The sequence below is a fragment of the Clostridium sp. 1001283B150210_160208_E6 genome (assembly GCF_015669365.1).
In the GTDB taxonomy this organism is placed as follows: Bacteria; Bacillota; Clostridia; order Clostridiales; family Clostridiaceae; genus Clostridium; species Clostridium paraputrificum.
In genome coordinates this window covers 55,635-74,927 of sequence record NZ_JADPAA010000015.1, presented here as the reverse complement: position 1 = coordinate 74,927, position 19,293 = coordinate 55,635, and the positions used below count along the sequence as shown (strand labels likewise).

The 19,293-nt window shown below is 29.3% G+C and carries 20 protein-coding genes and 1 tRNA gene; 15 read left to right on the top strand and 6 right to left on the bottom strand.

Annotated features, from left to right (window positions below; genetic code table 11):
- Nucleotides 1-44: 44 nt before the first annotated feature.
- On the top strand, nt 45-1,121 hold the full coding sequence (locus I4V16_RS14240) for a helix-turn-helix transcriptional regulator (RefSeq protein WP_099329671.1): 1,077 nt from the start codon (nt 45-47) through the stop codon (nt 1,119-1,121).
- A 95-nt stretch (nt 1,122-1,216) separates the two neighbouring features.
- Here the strand turns inward: I4V16_RS14240 and I4V16_RS14235 are convergent, their stop codons facing one another.
- Together I4V16_RS14235 and I4V16_RS14230 are read right to left on the bottom strand one after the other, a co-directional pair.
- Nucleotides 1,217-1,834: a uridine kinase gene (locus I4V16_RS14235; protein WP_195966913.1), complete on the bottom strand. Its 618-nt coding sequence runs from the start codon at nt 1,832-1,834 to the stop codon at nt 1,217-1,219.
- Nucleotides 1,835-1,909: 75 nt separating this feature from the next.
- The gene (locus I4V16_RS14230; RefSeq protein WP_049178399.1) at nt 1,910-2,653 is read right to left on the bottom strand and encodes a phosphatase; all 744 of its coding nucleotides are present in this window, start codon (nt 2,651-2,653) and stop codon (nt 1,910-1,912) included.
- Nucleotides 2,654-2,814: 161 nt separating this feature from the next.
- Here I4V16_RS14230 and I4V16_RS14225 point away from each other — a divergent pair, with 161 nt between their 5' ends.
- From I4V16_RS14225 to I4V16_RS14170, 12 genes are all read left to right on the top strand, one after another.
- Nucleotides 2,815-5,382 carry a sigma 54-interacting transcriptional regulator gene (locus I4V16_RS14225; RefSeq protein ID WP_099329670.1) on the top strand — a complete coding sequence of 856 codons (2,568 nt, stop codon included), beginning with the start codon at nt 2,815-2,817 and terminating at the stop codon, nt 5,380-5,382.
- A 229-nt stretch (nt 5,383-5,611) separates the two neighbouring features.
- Nucleotides 5,612-6,016, top strand: a complete 405-nt coding sequence (locus I4V16_RS14220) for a PTS sugar transporter subunit IIA (protein ID WP_049178397.1) — start codon at nt 5,612-5,614, stop codon at nt 6,014-6,016.
- Between the two features lie 23 nt (nt 6,017-6,039).
- On the top strand, nt 6,040-6,537 hold the full coding sequence (locus I4V16_RS14215; RefSeq protein WP_195966912.1) for a PTS sugar transporter subunit IIB: 498 nt from the start codon (nt 6,040-6,042) through the stop codon (nt 6,535-6,537).
- 2 nt (nt 6,538-6,539) lie between these two features.
- Entirely contained in the window at nt 6,540-6,941 is a 402-nt protein-coding gene (locus I4V16_RS14210) for a PTS mannose transporter subunit IIC (RefSeq protein WP_195966911.1), read from the top strand.
- 17 nt (nt 6,942-6,958) lie between these two features.
- Entirely contained in the window at nt 6,959-7,447 is a 489-nt protein-coding gene (locus I4V16_RS14205; protein WP_027096694.1) for a PTS sugar transporter subunit IIB, read from the top strand.
- Nucleotides 7,448-7,473: 26 nt separating this feature from the next.
- Nucleotides 7,474-8,229 carry a PTS sugar transporter subunit IIC gene (locus I4V16_RS14200; protein ID WP_027096693.1) on the top strand — a complete coding sequence of 252 codons (756 nt, stop codon included), beginning with the start codon at nt 7,474-7,476 and terminating at the stop codon, nt 8,227-8,229.
- Nucleotides 8,229-9,092 (top strand): PTS system mannose/fructose/sorbose family transporter subunit IID, encoded by an 864-nt coding sequence (locus I4V16_RS14195; RefSeq protein ID WP_027096692.1) that lies wholly within the window; start codon nt 8,229-8,231, stop codon nt 9,090-9,092. The genes I4V16_RS14200 and I4V16_RS14195 overlap by 1 nt, the downstream gene beginning before the upstream one ends.
- 46 nt (nt 9,093-9,138) lie before the next feature.
- Nucleotides 9,139-9,618: an L-2-amino-thiazoline-4-carboxylic acid hydrolase gene (locus I4V16_RS14190; RefSeq protein WP_027096691.1), complete on the top strand. Its 480-nt coding sequence runs from the start codon at nt 9,139-9,141 to the stop codon at nt 9,616-9,618.
- A 64-nt stretch (nt 9,619-9,682) separates the two neighbouring features.
- The gene (locus I4V16_RS14185) at nt 9,683-10,990 is read left to right on the top strand and encodes a M20 family metallopeptidase (RefSeq protein ID WP_195966910.1); all 1,308 of its coding nucleotides are present in this window, start codon (nt 9,683-9,685) and stop codon (nt 10,988-10,990) included.
- Nucleotides 10,991-11,006: 16 nt separating this feature from the next.
- The gene (locus I4V16_RS14180; protein ID WP_049178391.1) at nt 11,007-12,272 is read left to right on the top strand and encodes an L-serine ammonia-lyase, iron-sulfur-dependent, subunit alpha; all 1,266 of its coding nucleotides are present in this window, start codon (nt 11,007-11,009) and stop codon (nt 12,270-12,272) included.
- A gap of 12 nt (nt 12,273-12,284) precedes the next feature.
- Nucleotides 12,285-12,665, top strand: coding sequence for a RidA family protein (locus I4V16_RS14175; RefSeq protein WP_049178390.1), 381 nt, complete (start codon nt 12,285-12,287; stop codon nt 12,663-12,665).
- A 556-nt stretch (nt 12,666-13,221) separates the two neighbouring features.
- Complete coding sequence (locus I4V16_RS14170; RefSeq protein WP_049178389.1) at nt 13,222-14,286, top strand: metallopeptidase TldD-related protein; 1,065 nt, start codon at nt 13,222-13,224, stop codon at nt 14,284-14,286.
- A 36-nt stretch (nt 14,287-14,322) separates the two neighbouring features.
- Here the strand turns inward: I4V16_RS14170 and I4V16_RS14165 are convergent, their stop codons facing one another.
- The 4 genes from I4V16_RS14165 to I4V16_RS14150 form a co-directional block, all read right to left on the bottom strand.
- Nucleotides 14,323-15,606 carry a helix-turn-helix transcriptional regulator gene (locus I4V16_RS14165; RefSeq protein WP_195966909.1) on the bottom strand — a complete coding sequence of 428 codons (1,284 nt, stop codon included), beginning with the start codon at nt 15,604-15,606 and terminating at the stop codon, nt 14,323-14,325.
- A gap of 408 nt (nt 15,607-16,014) precedes the next feature.
- Entirely contained in the window at nt 16,015-16,527 is a 513-nt protein-coding gene (locus tag I4V16_RS14160) for an FUSC family protein (protein ID WP_049178387.1), read from the bottom strand.
- 82 nt (nt 16,528-16,609) lie between these two features.
- On the bottom strand, nt 16,610-17,023 hold the full coding sequence (locus I4V16_RS14155) for a hypothetical protein (RefSeq protein ID WP_049178386.1): 414 nt from the start codon (nt 17,021-17,023) through the stop codon (nt 16,610-16,612).
- A gap of 242 nt (nt 17,024-17,265) precedes the next feature.
- Nucleotides 17,266-17,348, bottom strand: a tRNA-Leu gene (locus tag I4V16_RS14150).
- A gap of 224 nt (nt 17,349-17,572) precedes the next feature.
- Here I4V16_RS14150 and I4V16_RS14145 point away from each other — a divergent pair.
- Together I4V16_RS14145 and I4V16_RS14140 are read left to right on the top strand one after the other, a co-directional pair.
- Nucleotides 17,573-18,265: an iron-sulfur cluster assembly scaffold protein gene (locus tag I4V16_RS14145; protein ID WP_027098264.1), complete on the top strand. Its 693-nt coding sequence runs from the start codon at nt 17,573-17,575 to the stop codon at nt 18,263-18,265.
- Between the two features lie 23 nt (nt 18,266-18,288).
- Complete coding sequence (locus I4V16_RS14140; protein WP_027098263.1) at nt 18,289-19,290, top strand: GGGtGRT protein; 1,002 nt, start codon at nt 18,289-18,291, stop codon at nt 19,288-19,290.
- The last annotated feature ends 3 nt before the right edge of the window (nt 19,291-19,293 follow it).

Sequence of the window (19,293 nt, the reverse complement as noted above, 5' to 3'; positions counted from 1 at the left end):
ATATTTAGAAAGCTTTCCAATGTAAAGTATTAGGAGTGATAGTTATGAATCTACGAATAGGTAGTGTTATACAGAAGTTAAGAAAAATAAAGGGACTAACACAGGAGCAATTAGCAGAGAGTATTGGAGTTTCAAAGGCAGCTGTATCAAAGTGGGAAAGTGGAAGTACTTATCCTGATATTACTTTGTTATCTCCTATTGCAAGATTATTAGGTACTACAGTAGATGGATTATTAGAATTTGAAGAAAACCTAACTAAAAATGAAATAGATGAAATATTAATGAAATGTTCAAATAAGTTTACTACTTCAGATTATTTTCATGCATATGAATATAGCGAAAAGTATCTAAAGAAATATCCTAATTCTTTGGAATTAAAGTTACAGATGACAGGCTTGTATTTTATTTATATATCATCCCTAACTTCAGAATGTGATGTGAATAGGTTTATGGATAGAATTATAGAAATGCTAAAAGAAGTTTCCAAGAGTGAAGATAATGTACTAAAAGATAATGCATTAATATCTTTATCAAGTTATTATATCATGTTAGAGAAATATGATGAAGCTTTAGATGTTGTAAATAAACTACCAGAATCATCAAAGGATAGAAAGGTATTTACTGCCACTATATATTATCGCAAGGGAGATATAGGTGAGGCTAAATGTATATATCAACAGCTTTTACTAGAAAGCATACAAGATTGTGGTATAAATTTAGTGTCTTTAGCAAGAATAGCAGAGAAGGAAGGAAAACTTGATAAGGGAATCGAGATATTAGAAACTAATATGAATATTTCAAAGCTTTTTAATGTTTCTAATAATGGTGCAGGAACTTATATGGAAATAGCTGAAATGTATTCTAGAAATGGAATGGAAGAAAAAGCTATTGATGCGTTAGAGAAATATGAGCTTTTTGTAATAAATAGTTTAGGTGAAAATAAGGAGAATCTATCAGATACTATTTATTTTGATACAATTAAAGTAGAAAAGAAGTTAGTAGCAAATGAGCATATGAAGGATAGTATTAATCTTTTATTTGAGACAAATGAATCATTTGATGCTATAAAAGATAATATAAGATTTAAAGAACTTATAAAGAGAATAAAAGAATTAAATTAATTTACCTAATAAATATTCCTTTAAGGTACTATACTAGAACAATGATAGTATAGTACCTTTTTCATAAATATATAAAAAGTAGACAAGTACGTAAATTATGCTCTATTTGTAGTTAATATGAGATCAGCATTTTCAATAGGGGAATATTCCAAGATATATTTTTCTTCAGCTGGGAAGTATCTATTTTCATATTTACATTGTATATCTTCTATATTACCTATATATTCATCTCTTACTAAAACTCTGCTTAATCTAATTTCTTTGGAAACATCAAGATAAATTGTGAAATCAAAATAGTTTTTCAGTTCCTTTCTTTGTAGAAATACCCCTTCTAGTATTAAAATAGAGCCATAAGGAATACATATTCTTTGTAACATATATCTATCATTTTCTTTATCATATAATTCAATTAGCTTATCTATTTTATCTCCATTTTTTATAGGAACTAAAATTTCATTCAGTAAATAGTCATATCTCCATTGGATATTGTAATAACAATCCCACTCTTCTTTAGAATTATCATACCTAATACATTTAGGATGTATAAAATCATCAATGTGTAAGATGTAAGAAGGATAATTCAAATTTTGCAATTGTAATTTTAGTGAATTAGCAAGTGTACTTTTACCTGAACCGCCTAAACCGTCAATACCAATAATATATATTTTATTAGAAATATCATAATTTATTAGTTTATTAAATAGACTCTTCATTGGAATTTCCTCATTTCATATCATATAAATAGTATTAAGATTTTTATAAGAGTTAAAGCAAGCATGCAGTATTACTCAAATATTTGTATAATCAACATCTAGTAATTTACCTTTTTGATGAAAATGATTAATAAGTTTTTTAGGATAATTCATTATTAATTCATCTGGAAAATTAATTTCTTTTAATATATCCTCAGAATACTCATAGTTACCTATATCAAAACAAATGTGAGCATCTGAAGTTAGTATGATTTTAGCACCATATTTTTTGCAAAGTTTAGCAATATACTTACAATTATCCGCGCTACCCTTTCTTGACACGCCTTTGATAGAACAATTATTTATTTCTATTAAGATATTTTTTTCCATAGCTAATTTAATGATTAATTCATAGTCAATTGGATAGTGTGGATTTCCAAGGTGGCCTAATATTTCAATATTATCATGCTTATTTATCGCATTTATTAAGGCTTTAGTATTATTCTCTAATGTATTTGGTGAAAAAACGGCTTCGTGAAATGACAAGATAAGATAATCTAATCGAGGAATGACAAAGGGTTCTAGATCTATGTTTCCTTCAGTGTCTAGTATATTTGCTTCACATCCTCTTAAGATTAGAATGTTATTTATGATTCTTGGGATATTTTGAATGTTGTGAAAGTACCATTCATGGGGTGAACCAGGCATCTTAGGACCATGTTCAGCTGTACCTAGTATCTTAATTCCATTTTCTTTACAATAATTAATATTTTCTAACAAAGTGCTATAGCCATGACCACTGACTATAGAGTGGGTGTGTAAATCTGATAAATAATTCATATAAATTCCTCCTCTATAAAAGATGAGGGTGACGTAATTTATATTATAAGACGAACAAGATATAAAATCAATAGTTACACAATTAGACAAAAATATTAAAATATTGTAGAATTAAGTTTAATAATATTTAACAGTATTACTACTTGTAGGGGAGGTTAACTATGATACAAAAGAAGCTATCAAGGAAAGAAAAAGTTTTAATTTGCTTGAAAAGGTTAACACAAGAACACTTGAACCTTAATAATGGCATTAGATTTGGATTTGATGCAGAATATATTGCTACTGAAGTAGGTATAAATAGAAGTAATGCTAGTAAGGAGTTAAATCAATTAATAAAAGAAAGTATTATTATAAAGATAAAGGGAAAACCTGTTCAGTACTTAGATAAAGAAAGTGTTGAGAGTATTTTAGGAAAGAAACTAAATAAAGGGATATTTGATAATATTAACTCTATAAACGAATATAGTGAAAATGATTCTATAAAAGATGAGTATATTGTAGAGGATATAAAAAAAGAGAATAATATTTTTAATTTAATAGGATGTGACGGAAGTTTAAAGTCACAGATAGAACAAGCTAAAGCAGCAGTAATATATCCACCTAAGGGGTTAAGTACATTAATAATAGGACCTACAGGGGTTGGTAAATCTATATTTGCAGAATATATGTACAAGTATAGTTTAACTATAAAAGAAGATAGTGATAATGCGCCATTTATCATATTTAATTGTGCTGATTATTCTGATAATCAGCAATTATTATTAGCACAGCTTTTTGGATATGTAAAAGGAGCATTTACTGGAGCTGATAAAGATAAGTATGGTCTTGTACACGAAGCTAATAATGGAATATTATTCTTGGATGAAGTTCATAGGTTATCTGCAGAGGGACAAGAAATGCTATTTTTGCTTATGGATAAAGGGATATATAGAAGGCTAGGAGAGGCTAATAAGGTACATGAATGTAGGGTTATGATAATTGCAGCCACTACAGAAGATCCAGAGACAGCAATGTTGGAAACGTTTTTGAGGAGAATACCTGTAACTATAAAGATTCCGTCTTTAGAGGAAAGAGGATTTCAAGAGAGAATGAAGCTTATATGTTATTTCTTTAAAGAAGAGAGTATTAGGATCGGTGTTAAGTTAAAGGTTTCGAAAGAAGTTATTAAAGCATTTATTTTATATAAGTGTAAGGGGAATATAGGACAGTTAAAAAGTGATATACAATTAATTTGTGCAAGAGCTTTTTTAGATTATATGACCTATAAAAGGGAATGTGTATATGTAAGACTCTCTCTTCTATCAAATAATATTAGAGAAGCATTATATGGAAATAATAGAAAAGAGGAGTTTGTACAAAATTTCAGCTTTATTGGGAAAGATGATATTACTTTTTTACCAGAAGAAAAGAATTTTGAAAGTGAAAATTTATTAATAGAAAATAAAAAATATGATCTAGATTTCTATGGAATGATAAAAGAAACCTGGAACAAACTTCAACAAGAAGGTATTAAAGAGTCACAAATTAGAAGTGTTATAGATGAAGATATACAGAAGTATTCCTATAATTTAATGAATACTTTTATATATAATAGTAGTAATCAAACAGCTTATAACAATATTGTTAATGATTCAATTGCAACTACTGTGAAATATATTTTACAAAAGCATGATAAATGGAGCGGAAGAGAAGGATTAGATAAATTAATAAAAGCTATAGCCTTACATATTCAAAATTTAATTGAAAGAATAAAGGTTGGGAACATAGTAAAGCATCCTAATATAGATGAAATTATGAAGGAAAGAGCTTATGAGTATAATATAGCAAAAGAAATATTATCTAATGTATCGTTAATGTATGGAGTTGAGTTTCCAGAGGATGAAGTGATTTTTTTAGCAACGTTCCTTTATTTATCTTATGCAGGATTAAATGAAGAGAGCATAGCAATATTAGTTATAATGCATGGTGAATCTACGGCATCTAGTATGGTAAATGTAGCTAATACTTTACTTGATTGTAACCATGCAGTGGCAATCAATATGGGATTAGAAGATAGAGTTCAGGATATTTTGGTCCAAGCTATAGAAATAGCGAATGAAATTGATAAGGGAAAGGGAATTTTAATTCTAACTGACATGGGATCTATTTTAACCTTTGCTAAAGTGATTCATGATGCTACTGGGAAAGAAGTAAAAGCAATAGATATGGTAAGTACACCTATTGTAATAGAAGCAACTAGAAAGGCCCTAACTCCGGAAATGACGTTAGAGAAATTATATTTTAATATTATAGAATCTATAAAGAAACATTATGGAGATATGGAAATTACATATGTTGAAAAAGATAATGGTGGCAGATATTTTGATAGATTACTAATTGATAATATTAGTAAAACTTTGACTTTTTTAAATGGGGAAAAGGCTTATTTTATATTAAAAGAAGTAATTAATAAGATTAGCGAACATTATTCTTTAGTAATTCAAGATGAGCTTTTAGTAAAGTTTATATTTCATTGTTCATGTATGATTGAAAGAGTAATAATAAAAGAGTCTTTAGTTTATAAATCATATGAAGAAAGAATTGTTAGAAGTAAAGAATTATATTTAGTTATAAAAGAAAGCTTTAAGCTTGTAGAAGAGACATTCGATATAATTATTTCAGATATGGAATATGCAAATATATTAGATATATTTGAATCACAGTATGATACAGATAAATTCAAAAGTTGATACAAAATTTAAAGATAGCCAGAAGGCTATCTTTTTTTTACTTCTTTTTGATACAGATTTGATACAGGTTTGAAAAAGAATTTGATACATATTGAAAGAGTAAGTTTTTTTATAAATTAAATAAAAAGGTTTGTTTAAATCCTGTAGAATAGCCATTTGTTATTGATACACATAAGTTGGCACGGCAATTGCTTATATAAAAAGTGACAAGAAAAGTGAGGTGAGATTGGTGATAGGGATAATAGTTATGACTCATGGGAGTTTTAGTGAAGAAATTATAAAAAGCTGTGAACTTATTGCAGGACCAGCAGAAAGAACAGCAGCACTTAAACTAAATAGGAATGATAATATTGAAGACTTAAATAAAAAATTTGTAGAAAAGTTAAATGAATTAGATGAAGGTGACGGAGTTTTAGTATTAGCTGACCTATTAGGAGGTTCACCAAGTAATGTTGCAAGTTTAAACCTTAAAAAAGGTAGAAAGTTTCATGCACTTACTGGAGTAAATCTTCCAATGCTACTTGAAGCTTTAATTAATAGAGAGGGAAAAAGTTTAGAAGAGCTAGTAGAGGCATGTATTGAAGCGGGGAAAACTGGTATAAACCATATTAATAAAGTTCTTAGCTCAATGTAATAGAAAAAGGAGTTCGATTAAAAATGTCTTTAGTAAAGTATTGCAGATGTGATGATAGATTAATACATGGTCAAGTGATATATAAATGGGTTAAGTATCTAGATGTTAAAAAAATAGTGGTAGTAGATGATGAAACAACCAATGATGTTATTGCTAAAGGTTTGATAAAAATGGCAGCACCAAAGAATATTGATTTATCAATATTAACTGTAAGTGAAGCAAGGAGGTGTTTTTATAATAACCCCGCTGATGATAATGTTTTTGTATTAATTAAAAATTTAGATACTGCAAATAGAATGAGAGAAGAAGGAATTGATATTAAACAACTTATTATTGGAAGAATACCTACAGGGATAGGAAAAAAGAAAATATCTAAAAATGTATACATTAATAAAAAAGAGTTTCTTTTAATAGATGAATTTATTAAAAAGAATATTAATGTATCAATCCAAATGGTACCTGATGAAGAAGAAATAGAATTAAATCACAGTATTAATCGCTATAAAGGAGATTTTGTTTAGTAATGAATAAATATAAAGCAATCATACTCTGCCATGGAACTTGGGGAAAGGTATTAGTAGAAGAAGCAAATAAAAATTTTGGGTTGGTAAATCAATACGAAGTTTTCTCACTAAGCCCTGAACAAGATATTTCTGTATTCATGAAAGAGGTTGAAGAAGTAGTAGATAAAGAAGATGTGAAAATTATAATATCAGATTTGTATGGTGGATCTACATCCAGTGTTGCAATAACTGTTGCTATAAGAAGAGGTATAGATGTAATAAATGGGCTTAGCTTACAGACAATTTTAATCGTAGATGAAGAATTAAGCAAAGAAGATAAAGTACATACATTATCAGAAAGAATCGTGAAAAATAATAACAACCTTTGTGTGGATTTAATTAAAGAATTTAAAAAAGTATAAGTTATGAGGTGGATATAATGGCAAAAATAACATTAGTAAGAGTAGATCACAGATTAATTCATGGACAAGTTATAACAAAATGGGTGAAAATAGCTCAAGCTCAAAAAATAATAATAGTTGATGACTTCTTAGGTCAAGATGAATTTATGGCTGACATATACAGAATGGCAGCGCCATCAGGAGTAGAAGTAGCTATTTTAACAGCAGAAGATGCAGGACAAGCATTCCAAAATAATACTTTAGGAGATAAAAACATATTTATTCTATTTAAGAATGTGGATATGGCAAATAAGGCATATAAGGCTGGACTTAAGTATGAAAAGATTCAATTAGGAGGTATTCCAAATGAAGCAGGAAAGAAGATGGTATTTACAGCTGTTTCATTAGGAAACCAAGATGTAGAACAACTAAATGAACTTAATAAAGATGGTGTTGAAATAGTTCTACAAGTTATACCAGAGGAATCATCTATGACATATGAAAATGCGTTAAAAAAGTTTAAATAAAAATTATAAATTAGGAGGAATTATAAATGGAATCTGTTTTAATGTTGGCAATTGTAACAGGATTATGGTATTGGTTTGCAGCAGGTCTTGCTGGGTATACCCTTTTCTCAACACTAAAGTCCCCTTTATTTATAGGTTTTGGCCTTGGATTACTTTGGGGTGATGTAACAACTGGTATGATTGTTGGTGCAAGTATAGAAATGGTTTATCTAGGAATGGTAGCAGCAGGAGGAAATATTCCATCAGATAAATGTTTAGCTGCTCTTATTGCAATACCAGTAGCGCTTCAAACTGGTGTTAATGCAGAAGTTGCAGTATCTATTGCGGTGCCTTTAGGTGTAATAGGAGTATTAGTTAATAACTTAAGAAGAACTGGTAATGCTGTATTAGTTCATAAGGCAGATAAGTATGCCGAAGAAGGTAATACAAAAGGTATCTGGAGATGTGCAACACTTTACTCTTTAATATTTGGGTTTGTTTTAAGATTTCCAATAGTTTTTGTATGTAACCTTTTTGGAGCAGATTTAGTTCAATCATTATTAGATGTTATACCACAATGGTTGATGAATGGATTAACAGTAATGGGTGGTATATTACCTGCATTAGGTTTTGCAACAACAATATTTACTATAGGTAAAAATAAATTCTTACCAATGTTTATTATAGGATTTTTTATGGTTCAATATTTTGAAATATCAATTACTGCAGCTGCAATATTTGGTGTTTGTATAGCTCTTTTAGTTACATTTATGAAAGAAGATAAAAGGGTAGGTGAAGTATAATGCAAGAAATAAAAAATAAAGAAGTTAAAAATGAACAAGGTACAACTGAAGTTAATAAGACAAGAGTACTTACGAAGAAGGATGTAACAAAAACATATCTAAGATGGTGGTGGACAGCAGAATTATCTAACTCTTTTGAAAGAATGCAAGCATTAGCAGTTTGTGCAAGTTTTACTCCAGCTTTAGAAAAGTTATATAAGAAAAAAGAAGATTTAGTAGATGCGTTAAAGAGACACTTACAATTTTTTAATACTCAAGCTATATGGGGAGGGTTAATCCACGGTACAGTTTTAGCTATGGAAGAAGAGAAAGCTACTGAAGGAAAAATCCCAGGAGAAGTTATTTCGGGTGTTAAGAATGGGCTTATGGGACCTTTGGCTGGAATTGGAGATACTTTAGATTTTGGTACATTCCAAACAATATTCTTAGCTTTAGGTGCTTCATTTGGAGCAGAAGGAAGCGTTATAGGTGCATTTTTCCCAATAATGTTTAGTATATTACTATTTTGCGAAGGTTATTACTTATTCCATTTAGGATACTCTTTGGGGAGAGATTCAATTAAGAAAATTCTATCAGGTGGTATTGTCAATAAGATAATTGATGGTGCTTCAATTCTAGGGATGTTTATGATGGGAGCATTATCTGCAACTACAGTTAAGCTTTCAACTCCATTATCATTTGATATTGGTGGTAAAGCAATTGTTGTTCAAGATACATTAAACATGATTGCTCCAGGTTTATTACCACTTGGTGTTGTATTCTTCGTATATTGGGGAATGAAATATAAGAAGTGGACAATAACTAAGTTATTAGTAATTTTAGTTGTAGCAGCATTAGTAGGATCATTCATTGGAATATTCTAATTTACAATGATTAAAATATAGAATTTAATTTTAGGAGGAGAAAGAAATGTCAGAAAAGATGTATACAGAAAAGGAATATTTAGAAGGAATTAGAGGAGCAACAGGAGAAAGAGCAGTATGGTTTTATCTTCTTATGAAAGAAGCTGAAAAATTAGGAGTTAATCCAGATGATATATGTAAAGAAGCAATATATGGATTTGGTAAAATGAGAGGTCAAAAATATAGTGTAGCAGATACTCCAGGAAAAATGGCAGAAATGTTATATAACAGTAAGGGACAAAAAGTATTTGAAATGGAATTAGTAGAAAATACAGATGAAAATGGAGTTTTAAAATTCCACCACTGTCCATTAGATGCTGCTTGGAAAGAATATGGATTAACTAAGGAAGAAAGAAAAGAAATCTGTAGATTAGCTTGCTATGGTGATTATGGAAGAGTTGATTGTGCACAAGGTGTAAAATTAGAGTTTGCTCAAAAATGTGCTCATGATGATGAAGTTTGCGAATTAGTATTCACAAGAAAATAGTTTTTTATATTAAAAGCCTGTTCTTTAAGGACAGGCTTTAAAAAAACAGAAAGTAGGTTGATTTATGGATATAAGTAGAAGTGTAGATAATAGTTTAGATACAACAGTAGAATTTCTAAAAGAGTTAATAAAAATTGATACACAACAAGGTAAACCTATTTCACAATGTCCTTTTGGTGTAGGACCTAAAAAAGCTTTGGAGAAAACTTTAGACTACTGTGCTAGTTTAGGATTTAACGTTAAAAATATTGATAATTATATTGGATATGCAGAAATTGGAGAAGGAGAAAAACTAATAGGAATTCCAATGCATTTAGATATAGTTCCACCAGGAGATGGGTGGAGTGTAGAGCCATTTTCGGGAATAGTAATTGACAATATTATTTATGGAAGAGGCGCCATAGATAATAAGGGGGCTGTGTCCATGCTCATACATGTATTGAAAAACATAGAGGATACTTACCCTATAATTAATAAAAGAATAAGATTAATATTTGGTACAAATGAGGAAACAGGTATGGAGTGTATCAAATATTATTTAGATAAAGGTGAAGAAATTCCAAGTATGGGCTTTACTCCAGATGCTATTTATCCAGTGGTTAATGGAGAAAAAGGAAGGGTTCATATAAAGATAGAAAAAGACATTAAAATTGATAAAAGTAAACCTTACATAATAGCAAGGGGAGGAACTAAAGAAAATGTTGTTCCATCTAATTGCACTGCAAAAATTATTAATGGAATTATTTCAGAGTTTACTACTAAAGGAGTAGCTTCTCATGCAAGTAATCCAGAAAAGGGAGAAAATGCTATATCTAAAATGCTAATAAAAATAGTTGAAGATAATATAGATTTTCAATATAGAGAAGATATAGAATTACTTTTAAAATATCTTTGTAGTGACTATTATGGAGATGCGTTGGGAATTAATCAATATGATGATGTATTCAAAAACACTACTTTAAATTTAGGAATACTAGAAGTGAATGAAGAAAAGATTATATGTGAGTTAGATATAAGGTATGGTAAAAATATTGATTTAAACAATATATTGGATAGGTTTAAGAAGGTTTTTTGTAATGATTGGAATATAAAAATTATTTCTCATAAAGACTTACATTATGTTGATGAGAGTAATTTAGTACTTAAAAAGTTATTAGAAGCCTATGAAGAAGTAACAGATGAAAAGGGATATACAATTGCTATGGGTGGTGGCACATATGCAAGTTGGTTTAAAGATATGGTGGCATTTGGTCCCAAATTCTTAACGTATAAAACTGGTGGGCATGGAGCAGATGAAAGAGTCCCAATAGAGCATATACGAAAGAATATGGAGATATATACCTTAGCTTTAATAAAACTATTAGAATTGTAGAAGGAGAAGAAATCTTATGTGCAAATATATAGATATATTAAAAAGAGAGGTTGTTCCAGCAGAAGGGTGCACTGAGCCAATTGCTGTAGCTTATGCAGTTTCTCTTGCTTCAGAACAGATAAAGGGAGAGATAAAACAAATTCAACTATATTTAAGTGCAAACATAATTAAGAATGCATTAGGGGTAGGTATACCTGGAACTGGGAAAATAGGAATAGAAATAGCAGCTGCACTTGGTGGAATTATTAAAAAATCAGAAAAAAAGTTAGAGATATTATCTAATTTTACTAAGGATGAATTAGAAAAAGCTAACGAAATTGTTAATAATAAAATTATTAAAATTAGTCAAAAACATACAGAGGAAAAGTTATATATAGAAGCAATCGTGAGAAGTGACAATGGGTATGCAAAAGTAGTTATTTCTAGAGAGCATACTAATATAATACTAATTGAAAAAAATGATAATGTATTATATAAGTCAAAAGTAGAAACAGAAGAAAATATTATAGAGGATTCAGATGAACTAAGTGTTGAAAAAATATATAAGTTTGCAACTACAGCTGATTTTAATGAAATAAAATTTATACTTAATGCTGTTCCTATGAATAAAAAAGTATCTAATGAAGGACTTAAGGGAGGGTACGGGTTACAAGTAGGAAATAAGATAAGCTCAACTTCAAAGTTTAATTTATTAACAAGTAATGCTGCAAATCAAATTATAGCAGCAACGGCAGCGGCTTCTGATGCAAGAATGGATGGGTGCACAATGCCAATAATGACAACAGGAGGCAGTGGAAATCAAGGTATAGCATGTACGATGCCAGTTATAGAACTTGGAAGTATATTAAAGAAGAGTGATGAAGATTTAGCTAGAGCATTGATAATAAGTAATTTAATAACTATACATTTAAAAGAATATATGGGAAGATTATCACCACTTTGTGGAGCAGGTATTGCAGGGGCTACAGGAGCTTGTTGTGGAATGACATATCTACAAGGAGGCTCTTTAGAAAATATAAAGAGAGCAATTAATAATATGTTAGCTGATTTATCAGGATTAATTTGTGATGGAGCAAAAACAACTTGTGCATTAAAGATAGCTACTGCAACCAATGCAGCTATACAATGTTCAACATTAGCAATGAATAATATATCTCCATCATCTAAAGACGGAATAGTATTTGATGATGTTGAAGAGACAATAAAGAATATAGCAAAGTTAGTAAAAGAAGGGCTTGCAAATACTGATAATACAATATTAAGTATCATGTTAGCAAAATAGGAGGAAGTAAATATGAATATAAAAATAAATACAGAAAATGCACCAAAAGCAATAGGACCATACTCCCAAGGTATTAAGTGTGGGAATTTAATTTTTACATCAGGACAATTACCTATAGATCCTAAAAGTGGAGAGCTAAAAACTGATGTAAAAGAAGCTACAAGACAATCTATTGAAAACATTAAAGCAATATTGGAAGAAGGTGGTAGTTCGTTAGATAATGTTGTAAAAGTAGTTATTTACTTAAAAGATTTAGGTGACTTTTCAATAGTTAATGAAGTATATAGTGAATATTTTAATGAGAATTTACCAGCTAGAAGTTGCTTTCAAGTTGCAAGACTTCCTATGGATGCTGTTATAGAAATCGAAGCGATTTCTTTTAATCAGATATAATAAAAAGTTGTCTATACAATTGATTTGTTATGGTAAGTAATTACTTATAATATAAATAACCGAGTAAATAAAGTTTCCGCAATTTTAATTTACCCCATATACTCCCTAAGGTACTGTACTAGAACGTTGATAGTATAGTACCTTTTTTATAAATAAAAACAGACAAGTTATTTAGGGGAACCTGTCTGTGATGGATCTTGTACTTGAGTAGTACATATATTTAATTTGGCACAATATTATTATAAAATATATGGATTTAAAAGGATAGGGTTCATATTAAATAAAAATGGTGTCGAAATTTAATATTATTATTTAATTAGATTAATGGAGTGAATAATATTATTAAAATGTGCGTTATATTCACATTTATAAAGATAAAAAAGCAAAATCAAGAGATATTAAGAGATAGACTTGAAAAAGGGATACAAATATTTTCTTCTGGGGAAATTACAATATTCCATTACTTGATATGCTTTCTATAATAGTGAGTAAAATGTAAAATAAAGAAGAATAGAGATGAACGTATAATTTGTATATTTTATGGAGGGGAAAAGGAATGTTAGAATACATATATTATGAAAATTTTGTAAGTTATCTTAACGCTAATTCTGTTCTTAAGGTATACCAAAACTCTATAATAGATATAGCTACAAATGATATTACTGTAGATAGTGGATCCATATTAAGGAGAAGCCTAAATAATAAATGGATAGAAATAACCCAAAAGGATACATCAGCAATGGGAATAGAGAAATGGTTAATGGAGCTTGGTTGTAAATATAATAATAAAAATAAAATAAGAAATAGATCTATATCAGATTTTTCTCAGGATGAAATTATGTATGATGAAATGTATGATTATGTTTGTAAAAAGTTTAGAAGTATATTGAAAGATTATGAAGGATTAAAAATAAAAGATTCTAAAGGGGAATATCAATGTTTTGAAGAGGCTATAATTAGTGGAAGTGGTGATTTGGAATATAAGTTAAATCGCTACCTTTCATGTACTTTCAATATAGTGAGTAGAATACATAACTATAAAAAAGTAATTAATATAAGTATTACAGATGATATGGAGGAAAAACAGTTAGAAGAAGAAATAGGAATAGCGTTAAGTGAGTTTGTATACAAAATGAAGTTGCCAAGATTAAATCTTAATAAGATATATGGTAATTTTGGAAGCGAGGTTGAGTGTCTTTTGTCCCCTTTCTTTGCTGGAAAATTAATTCATGAATCTACTGACTATTGTTCTAAAAATAGTTTTTTAGAGAGTAGCAATTATATAAAGGATATATTAAATCAAAAAGAGAGAAATAAAGATATTAATGATTCTATAACGGATGGATTGTATATAGATGATTGGGATTTTATAAATATAGATAAAGATGGCAGCTTTTATATAAAGGCAAAAGACGTATTGGTAATAAAGAATAAGGCAGTTATAGGTATAGTTGAGAATGTAGAATTTTTAGGGTACAAATATAAGTTTTTATCATCAATATCTCAGGTTGGAACAGAGTTTAAGTCATATAAAGATGTGTGTAAAATAGAGAATAAAAAAATAGTTAAAGTTAATTATGAATCACCATCAGTATTATGTAAATTAGATATTCTTATATAAAATAAGGGCTATACATATTGGTAATAGCCCTTATTTTTATGGAATGACTATATTTTTTCTAGGATTGTCACAGCTATCTATTAACTTATGTTGTAAATTACTATATTTTGAGTCAGAGGTTATTGCGTATAAATCATTATATAATAGATCTAAATCATATACATAATTAGAATTTATAAAAAACTTTTCACAATTTTTAAAGTAGGTTTTTGATAATTCTAATTCATTATTAATAAAAGCAATATGACCTTTCATAAAATAATAGCAGTTTCTATTGGATGAATCCAAGTTTTTTATATTTAATTTAGTAAGCTCTTCAAGTGAGGCATCAAAATTTCTTATATTAAATTCTAATATAGCTTTTTGCATAATAAAAGAAATTCTTAAGCTGGAATCAAAGTTATCCTCATATTTAAGAACAATTTTATCTAAGAGTTTTATAGCTTCATCATATTTTTTTGAATACCTTAAAGCATTAATATAATTTAAGTAACATTCAATCGCTTTTTGTTCATCCTTAATATAGATAAAAAAGAAGATTGCTTTTTGAATATGTTCTATCGAATGTTCATAATCTCCAATATTATAATAGGCAGAACTTAATGAAATATGTATTGATGCGAAAATTTGTAAGTATATTAATTCTTTATTATAGGATAGGAACTCTTCTAATAGATTAATACATTGTTTATAATCGCTTATAGTGTTATACATATATCCTAAATTATTTATAATCATAAAGTATTGACGTGTTTTAAGTATATTATTTTTTTGAAGAATATCCTTAGCCTTTAAAGAGTATTGTATAGCTTTTGAATAATCCTCTAATTCAAAATATATAACAGAGATAACATTAAATGCGTTTGATACATTTTCAATATATTGATTAGTATCATCCTCTTTAAGGGAAAAAACAGTTTTAATATAACTGTTTAATAACTTAATACTATGGTTATAAAAGTGCATTTTATAATATGAATATCCTACATAATATGAATAATTAATATTTGTATTTATATCTATAATATTCTTTTCGTATTTTAAAATTATAGCCAAGTAATTTTCGTTTTCAAATAATTTATATAAGGAATCTTTAAATTTCTCGTTATTATCATAAGGTAAGGAATAGGTTTGAAGAAAAAATTCAATAGAAACTCCTAACTTTTTAGCAATATGATCTAGTTGATATATAGAAGGAGTAACCTTATCATTTTCAATTTTACTCAACATAGTTCTACTTAAAATATTACAGGTAAGCTCTTCTTGTTTTAAACCTATTTCTTTTCTTAGCAATTTTACCTTTTTTCCTAATGAATACACAAAAAAACCTCCTTTTTGTGAAAGATGTTCACAATATATAGGAATAAAATAGAAATATGAGAATTTTTAAGATATACATAAAAAAAGACAAATAATATAAAGTGGTCTATAATATGTTTATTATACACCATATAGCAATAATTTACATTATTGGACACTCAATATATTATGTAATTATAGATTTATTTGGAGGTGTATTGAGATGAAAAAAATGAAGAGATTAACTGCTGTTGCTTTAACAGTTCTTTGCTTAGGTGGAGTGCTAGGATTCAATGCAGGTATAGCACCATGTAACGAAACAAAGCCTATTATGTTTACGTAAGTATAATATAAGCTATATAAAATATTATTAGAAGTAAAAATAGAAGATTCCCAGATAAAAAGAGCTACTTTTATTAGTAGCTCTTTTTATCTGGGAATTTGTTTCGATTTTGGTGGTTTTATAGTTTTATTTATTATTAAACTGATTATTATTCCACATAATGTTTCAAAAATCCTATTAAAAGCGTAATAATATGGGGTTCCAAATGCATGAGTTGTAGTTATTGCTAAAAAGGCAATGCAGGATACATTAATAGCTCCAGGCATTTTTAAGAAAGCAATATTTGAATGAATTACAATTATTATACCTATTGCAATAGAGGCATAAATAATTAGTTTTCTTAAAAATATACTGTCTACATTTATTGTCATCCACTTGAATATAGTCATTATAATAAGCCCAATTATTGCACCATAGATAGTACCTATACACCTGTTTTTTGCCATGTTATAAGAATTTTCTAAAGTATCTTGAATACAGAAAAGACAAGTTAAACATGCAAAGAAAGGTTCGTTAGGTAATAAAACTAAACATAAAAATACTGATAGAGATGTTTTTATTGTTCTTAAACCTATCTTTGGTACTTCTAAATTCTTCATTTGTTAATCACCTTTAAATTATAAAATTTTTATTATTTAGCTAAGCAAGCTATATCAAGCAAACTTAATGTAGCTTTTTAGTTTATCTATGTAATCCAAGTGCTAGTATTGATAAAATAGACCAGTCTGTTTCAGGGTTTTCTATCCATTCACATTCTATATCTAACTCCTTAAGCCACGCATTAAGGCCACTACTTTCCTTAGAAACGTTAGGAAGGTTTCTTCCATAAATGTTTTTAATTTCAGCAAGTAGATTCTTTTGATCGTTTTTATCTAGTTTTGTTCCAATTAAATTAGAAATATACTCACGACATTCATCGTAATATATTGCGTCTTGAGCATATAATTCGTTTGCTAAGACTTGTCTTTCACTATTTAAGTATTCTCTAATTTCTGCTATTTCATTTTTATTAGATAAATATTTTGCTGAGATTCTAAGAGCCTCCATTTCTTTATCTAATTTTTTTATTGATTTTTCAAGTTTTAAATTTCTCATGTTTTATCTCACTTTACTAACTTAGTTTATTTATCATAAAGATAACTAGAATATTATATCATTAATTATTAATCAATAAAGAGAAATTATAGATGGAAAAATATAATTTGTCTTTATTCATAAGGGGGAGGGGAATAAGAGTATATTTTGAAGAGATAATTATTATCTTATAGATGTTTTTTTGGGAAAATTTATTTTAAATATATATAAAAAAGACCTTATCCGTTTGGATAAGGTCTTTTTGGTGCCACCAGTGGGAATCGAACCCACATGGTTTCCCGCACGATTTTGAGTCGTGTGCGTCTGCCAGTTCCGCCATGGTGGCATGTTTTTTGAGAACGTAATTATATTACCATAAGTAGAAGAATAATTCAATAGATAAAAAATTCAACCTTTATAGGCAAAATTTTTATATTTTTATGTTGTGGTAATGGTGGACATTTGCTAGAATATAACTAGGATAAAATTAACCCTAGCGGGACGATTTTTGACCTAGTATATAATATAACTTTATTTTATAGTTATAATAATTAGGGAGGAGAAAACAATATGATGTATTCAAGAGAAGTTGAAGAAATGTGTGTAATTGCTAAAGGCCCAAATCATGGAGCAGCTCCAATACCTGAAGAAGGTAAATGGGTACAAGCTAAAGAAGTAAAGGATATTTCAGGTTTAACTCACGGAATTGGTTGGTGTGCACCTCAACAAGGAGCATGTAAATTAACTCTTAATGTTAAAGATGGAATTATTGAAGAAGCATTAGTTGAAACAATAGGATGTTCAGGAATGACTCACTCAGCTGCAATGGCTTCAGAAATCTTACCAGGTAAGACTATATTAGAAGCTTTAAACACAGACTTAGTTTGTGATGCTATTAACACAGCTATGAGAGAATTATTCTTACAAATAGTTTATGGAAGAACTCAAACTGCTTTCTCAGAAGGTGGACTACCTATCGGAGCAGGTCTTGAAGATTTAGGAAAGGGTCTAAGATCACAAGTTGGTACTATGTACGGAACTTTAGCTAAGGGACCTAGATACCTAGAAATGGCAGAAGGATATGTAACTAAGGTTGCTGTTGATGAAGATAACGAAATTACTGGATACAAGTTTGTTCACCTTGGAAAGATGATGGAAATGATCGGAAAAGGTATGGATGCAAACGAAGCTTTAACTAAGGCATCTGGTCAATACGGAAGAGTAGACGACGCTGCTAGATTAATAGATCCAAGACACGAATAATTAATTGATAGGGAGGAATAATCATGCCATTATTTGAAAGTTATGAAAGAAGAATAGGACAAATAACACCTGTACTAGAAAAGTACGGTATGAAAACATTAGAAGATGCTAAAGCAGTATGTGAATCAATCGGTGTTGATCCATATGCAATAGTAAAAGAAACTCAACCAATCGCATTCGAAAATGCTGGATGGGCTTACGTTTTAGGTGCTGCTATAGCTATAAAGAAAGGTTGCAAGAAAGCTGCTGATGCTGCTGAAGCAATCGGAGAAGGATTACAAGCTTTCTGTATACCAGGATCTGTTGCAGATGACAGAAAGGTTGGATTAGGACACGGTAACTTAGGAGCTATGCTTTTAAGAGATGAAACTGAATGTTTCGCATTCTTAGCTGGTCACGAATCATTCGCTGCAGCTGAAGGTGCTATTAAAATAGCTGAAAAAGCTAACAAAGTAAGAAAGCAACCATTAAGAGTTATCTTAAACGGTCTTGGAAAAGATGCTGCTATGATAATATCAAGAATTAATGGTTTCACATATGTTGAAACTTCATTTGACTTCTACACTGGAGAAGTTAAGGTAGTAAGAGAAAAAGCATACTCTAACGGACCAAGAGCTAAGGTTAGATGCTACGGTGCTAACGACGTTAGAGAAGGTGTTGCTATAATGCACATGGAAGGTGTTGACGTATCAATAACTGGTAACTCAACTAACCCAACAAGATTCCAACACCCAGTTGCTGGAACATACAAGAAAGAATGTATAGCACAAGGTAAGAAATACTTCTCAGTTGCATCAGGTGGTGGTACTGGAAGAACTCTTCACCCAGATAACATGGCAGCAGGTCCAGCTTCTTATGGTATGACTGATACTATGGGAAGAATGCACTCAGATGCACAATTCGCTGGATCATCTTCAGTTCCTGCTCACGTTGAAATGATGGGATTAATCGGTGCTGGTAACAACCCAATGGTTGGTATGACTGTTGCAGTTGCTGTTGCTGTTGAAGAAGGAATGAACAAGTAGTCT

Bases quoted from the DNA above. Each gene is read 5' to 3' on its own strand.
- I4V16_RS14240 (WP_099329671.1), top strand. From the start codon at position 45: ATGAATCTACGAATAGGTAGTGTTATACAGAAGTTAAGAAAAATAAAG.
- I4V16_RS14235 (WP_195966913.1), bottom strand. From the start codon at position 1,834: ATGAAGAGTCTATTTAATAAACTAATAAATTATGATATTTCTAATAAA.
- I4V16_RS14230 (WP_049178399.1), bottom strand. From the start codon at position 2,653: ATGAATTATTTATCAGATTTACACACCCACTCTATAGTCAGTGGTCAT.
- I4V16_RS14225 (WP_099329670.1), top strand. From the start codon at position 2,815: ATGATACAAAAGAAGCTATCAAGGAAAGAAAAAGTTTTAATTTGCTTG.
- I4V16_RS14215 (WP_195966912.1), top strand. From the start codon at position 6,040: ATGTCTTTAGTAAAGTATTGCAGATGTGATGATAGATTAATACATGGT.
- I4V16_RS14210 (WP_195966911.1), top strand. From the start codon at position 6,540: ATGAATAAATATAAAGCAATCATACTCTGCCATGGAACTTGGGGAAAG.
- I4V16_RS14205 (WP_027096694.1), top strand. From the start codon at position 6,959: ATGGCAAAAATAACATTAGTAAGAGTAGATCACAGATTAATTCATGGA.
- I4V16_RS14200 (WP_027096693.1), top strand. From the start codon at position 7,474: ATGGAATCTGTTTTAATGTTGGCAATTGTAACAGGATTATGGTATTGG.
- I4V16_RS14195 (WP_027096692.1), top strand. From the start codon at position 8,229: ATGCAAGAAATAAAAAATAAAGAAGTTAAAAATGAACAAGGTACAACT.
- I4V16_RS14190 (WP_027096691.1), top strand. From the start codon at position 9,139: ATGTCAGAAAAGATGTATACAGAAAAGGAATATTTAGAAGGAATTAGA.
- I4V16_RS14185 (WP_195966910.1), top strand. From the start codon at position 9,683: ATGGATATAAGTAGAAGTGTAGATAATAGTTTAGATACAACAGTAGAA.
- I4V16_RS14180 (WP_049178391.1), top strand. From the start codon at position 11,007: ATGTGCAAATATATAGATATATTAAAAAGAGAGGTTGTTCCAGCAGAA.
- I4V16_RS14175 (WP_049178390.1), top strand. From the start codon at position 12,285: ATGAATATAAAAATAAATACAGAAAATGCACCAAAAGCAATAGGACCA.
- I4V16_RS14170 (WP_049178389.1), top strand. From the start codon at position 13,222: ATGTTAGAATACATATATTATGAAAATTTTGTAAGTTATCTTAACGCT.
- I4V16_RS14160 (WP_049178387.1), bottom strand. From the start codon at position 16,527: ATGAAGAATTTAGAAGTACCAAAGATAGGTTTAAGAACAATAAAAACA.
- I4V16_RS14155 (WP_049178386.1), bottom strand. From the start codon at position 17,023: ATGAGAAATTTAAAACTTGAAAAATCAATAAAAAAATTAGATAAAGAA.
- I4V16_RS14145 (WP_027098264.1), top strand. From the start codon at position 17,573: ATGATGTATTCAAGAGAAGTTGAAGAAATGTGTGTAATTGCTAAAGGC.
- I4V16_RS14140 (WP_027098263.1), top strand. From the start codon at position 18,289: ATGCCATTATTTGAAAGTTATGAAAGAAGAATAGGACAAATAACACCT.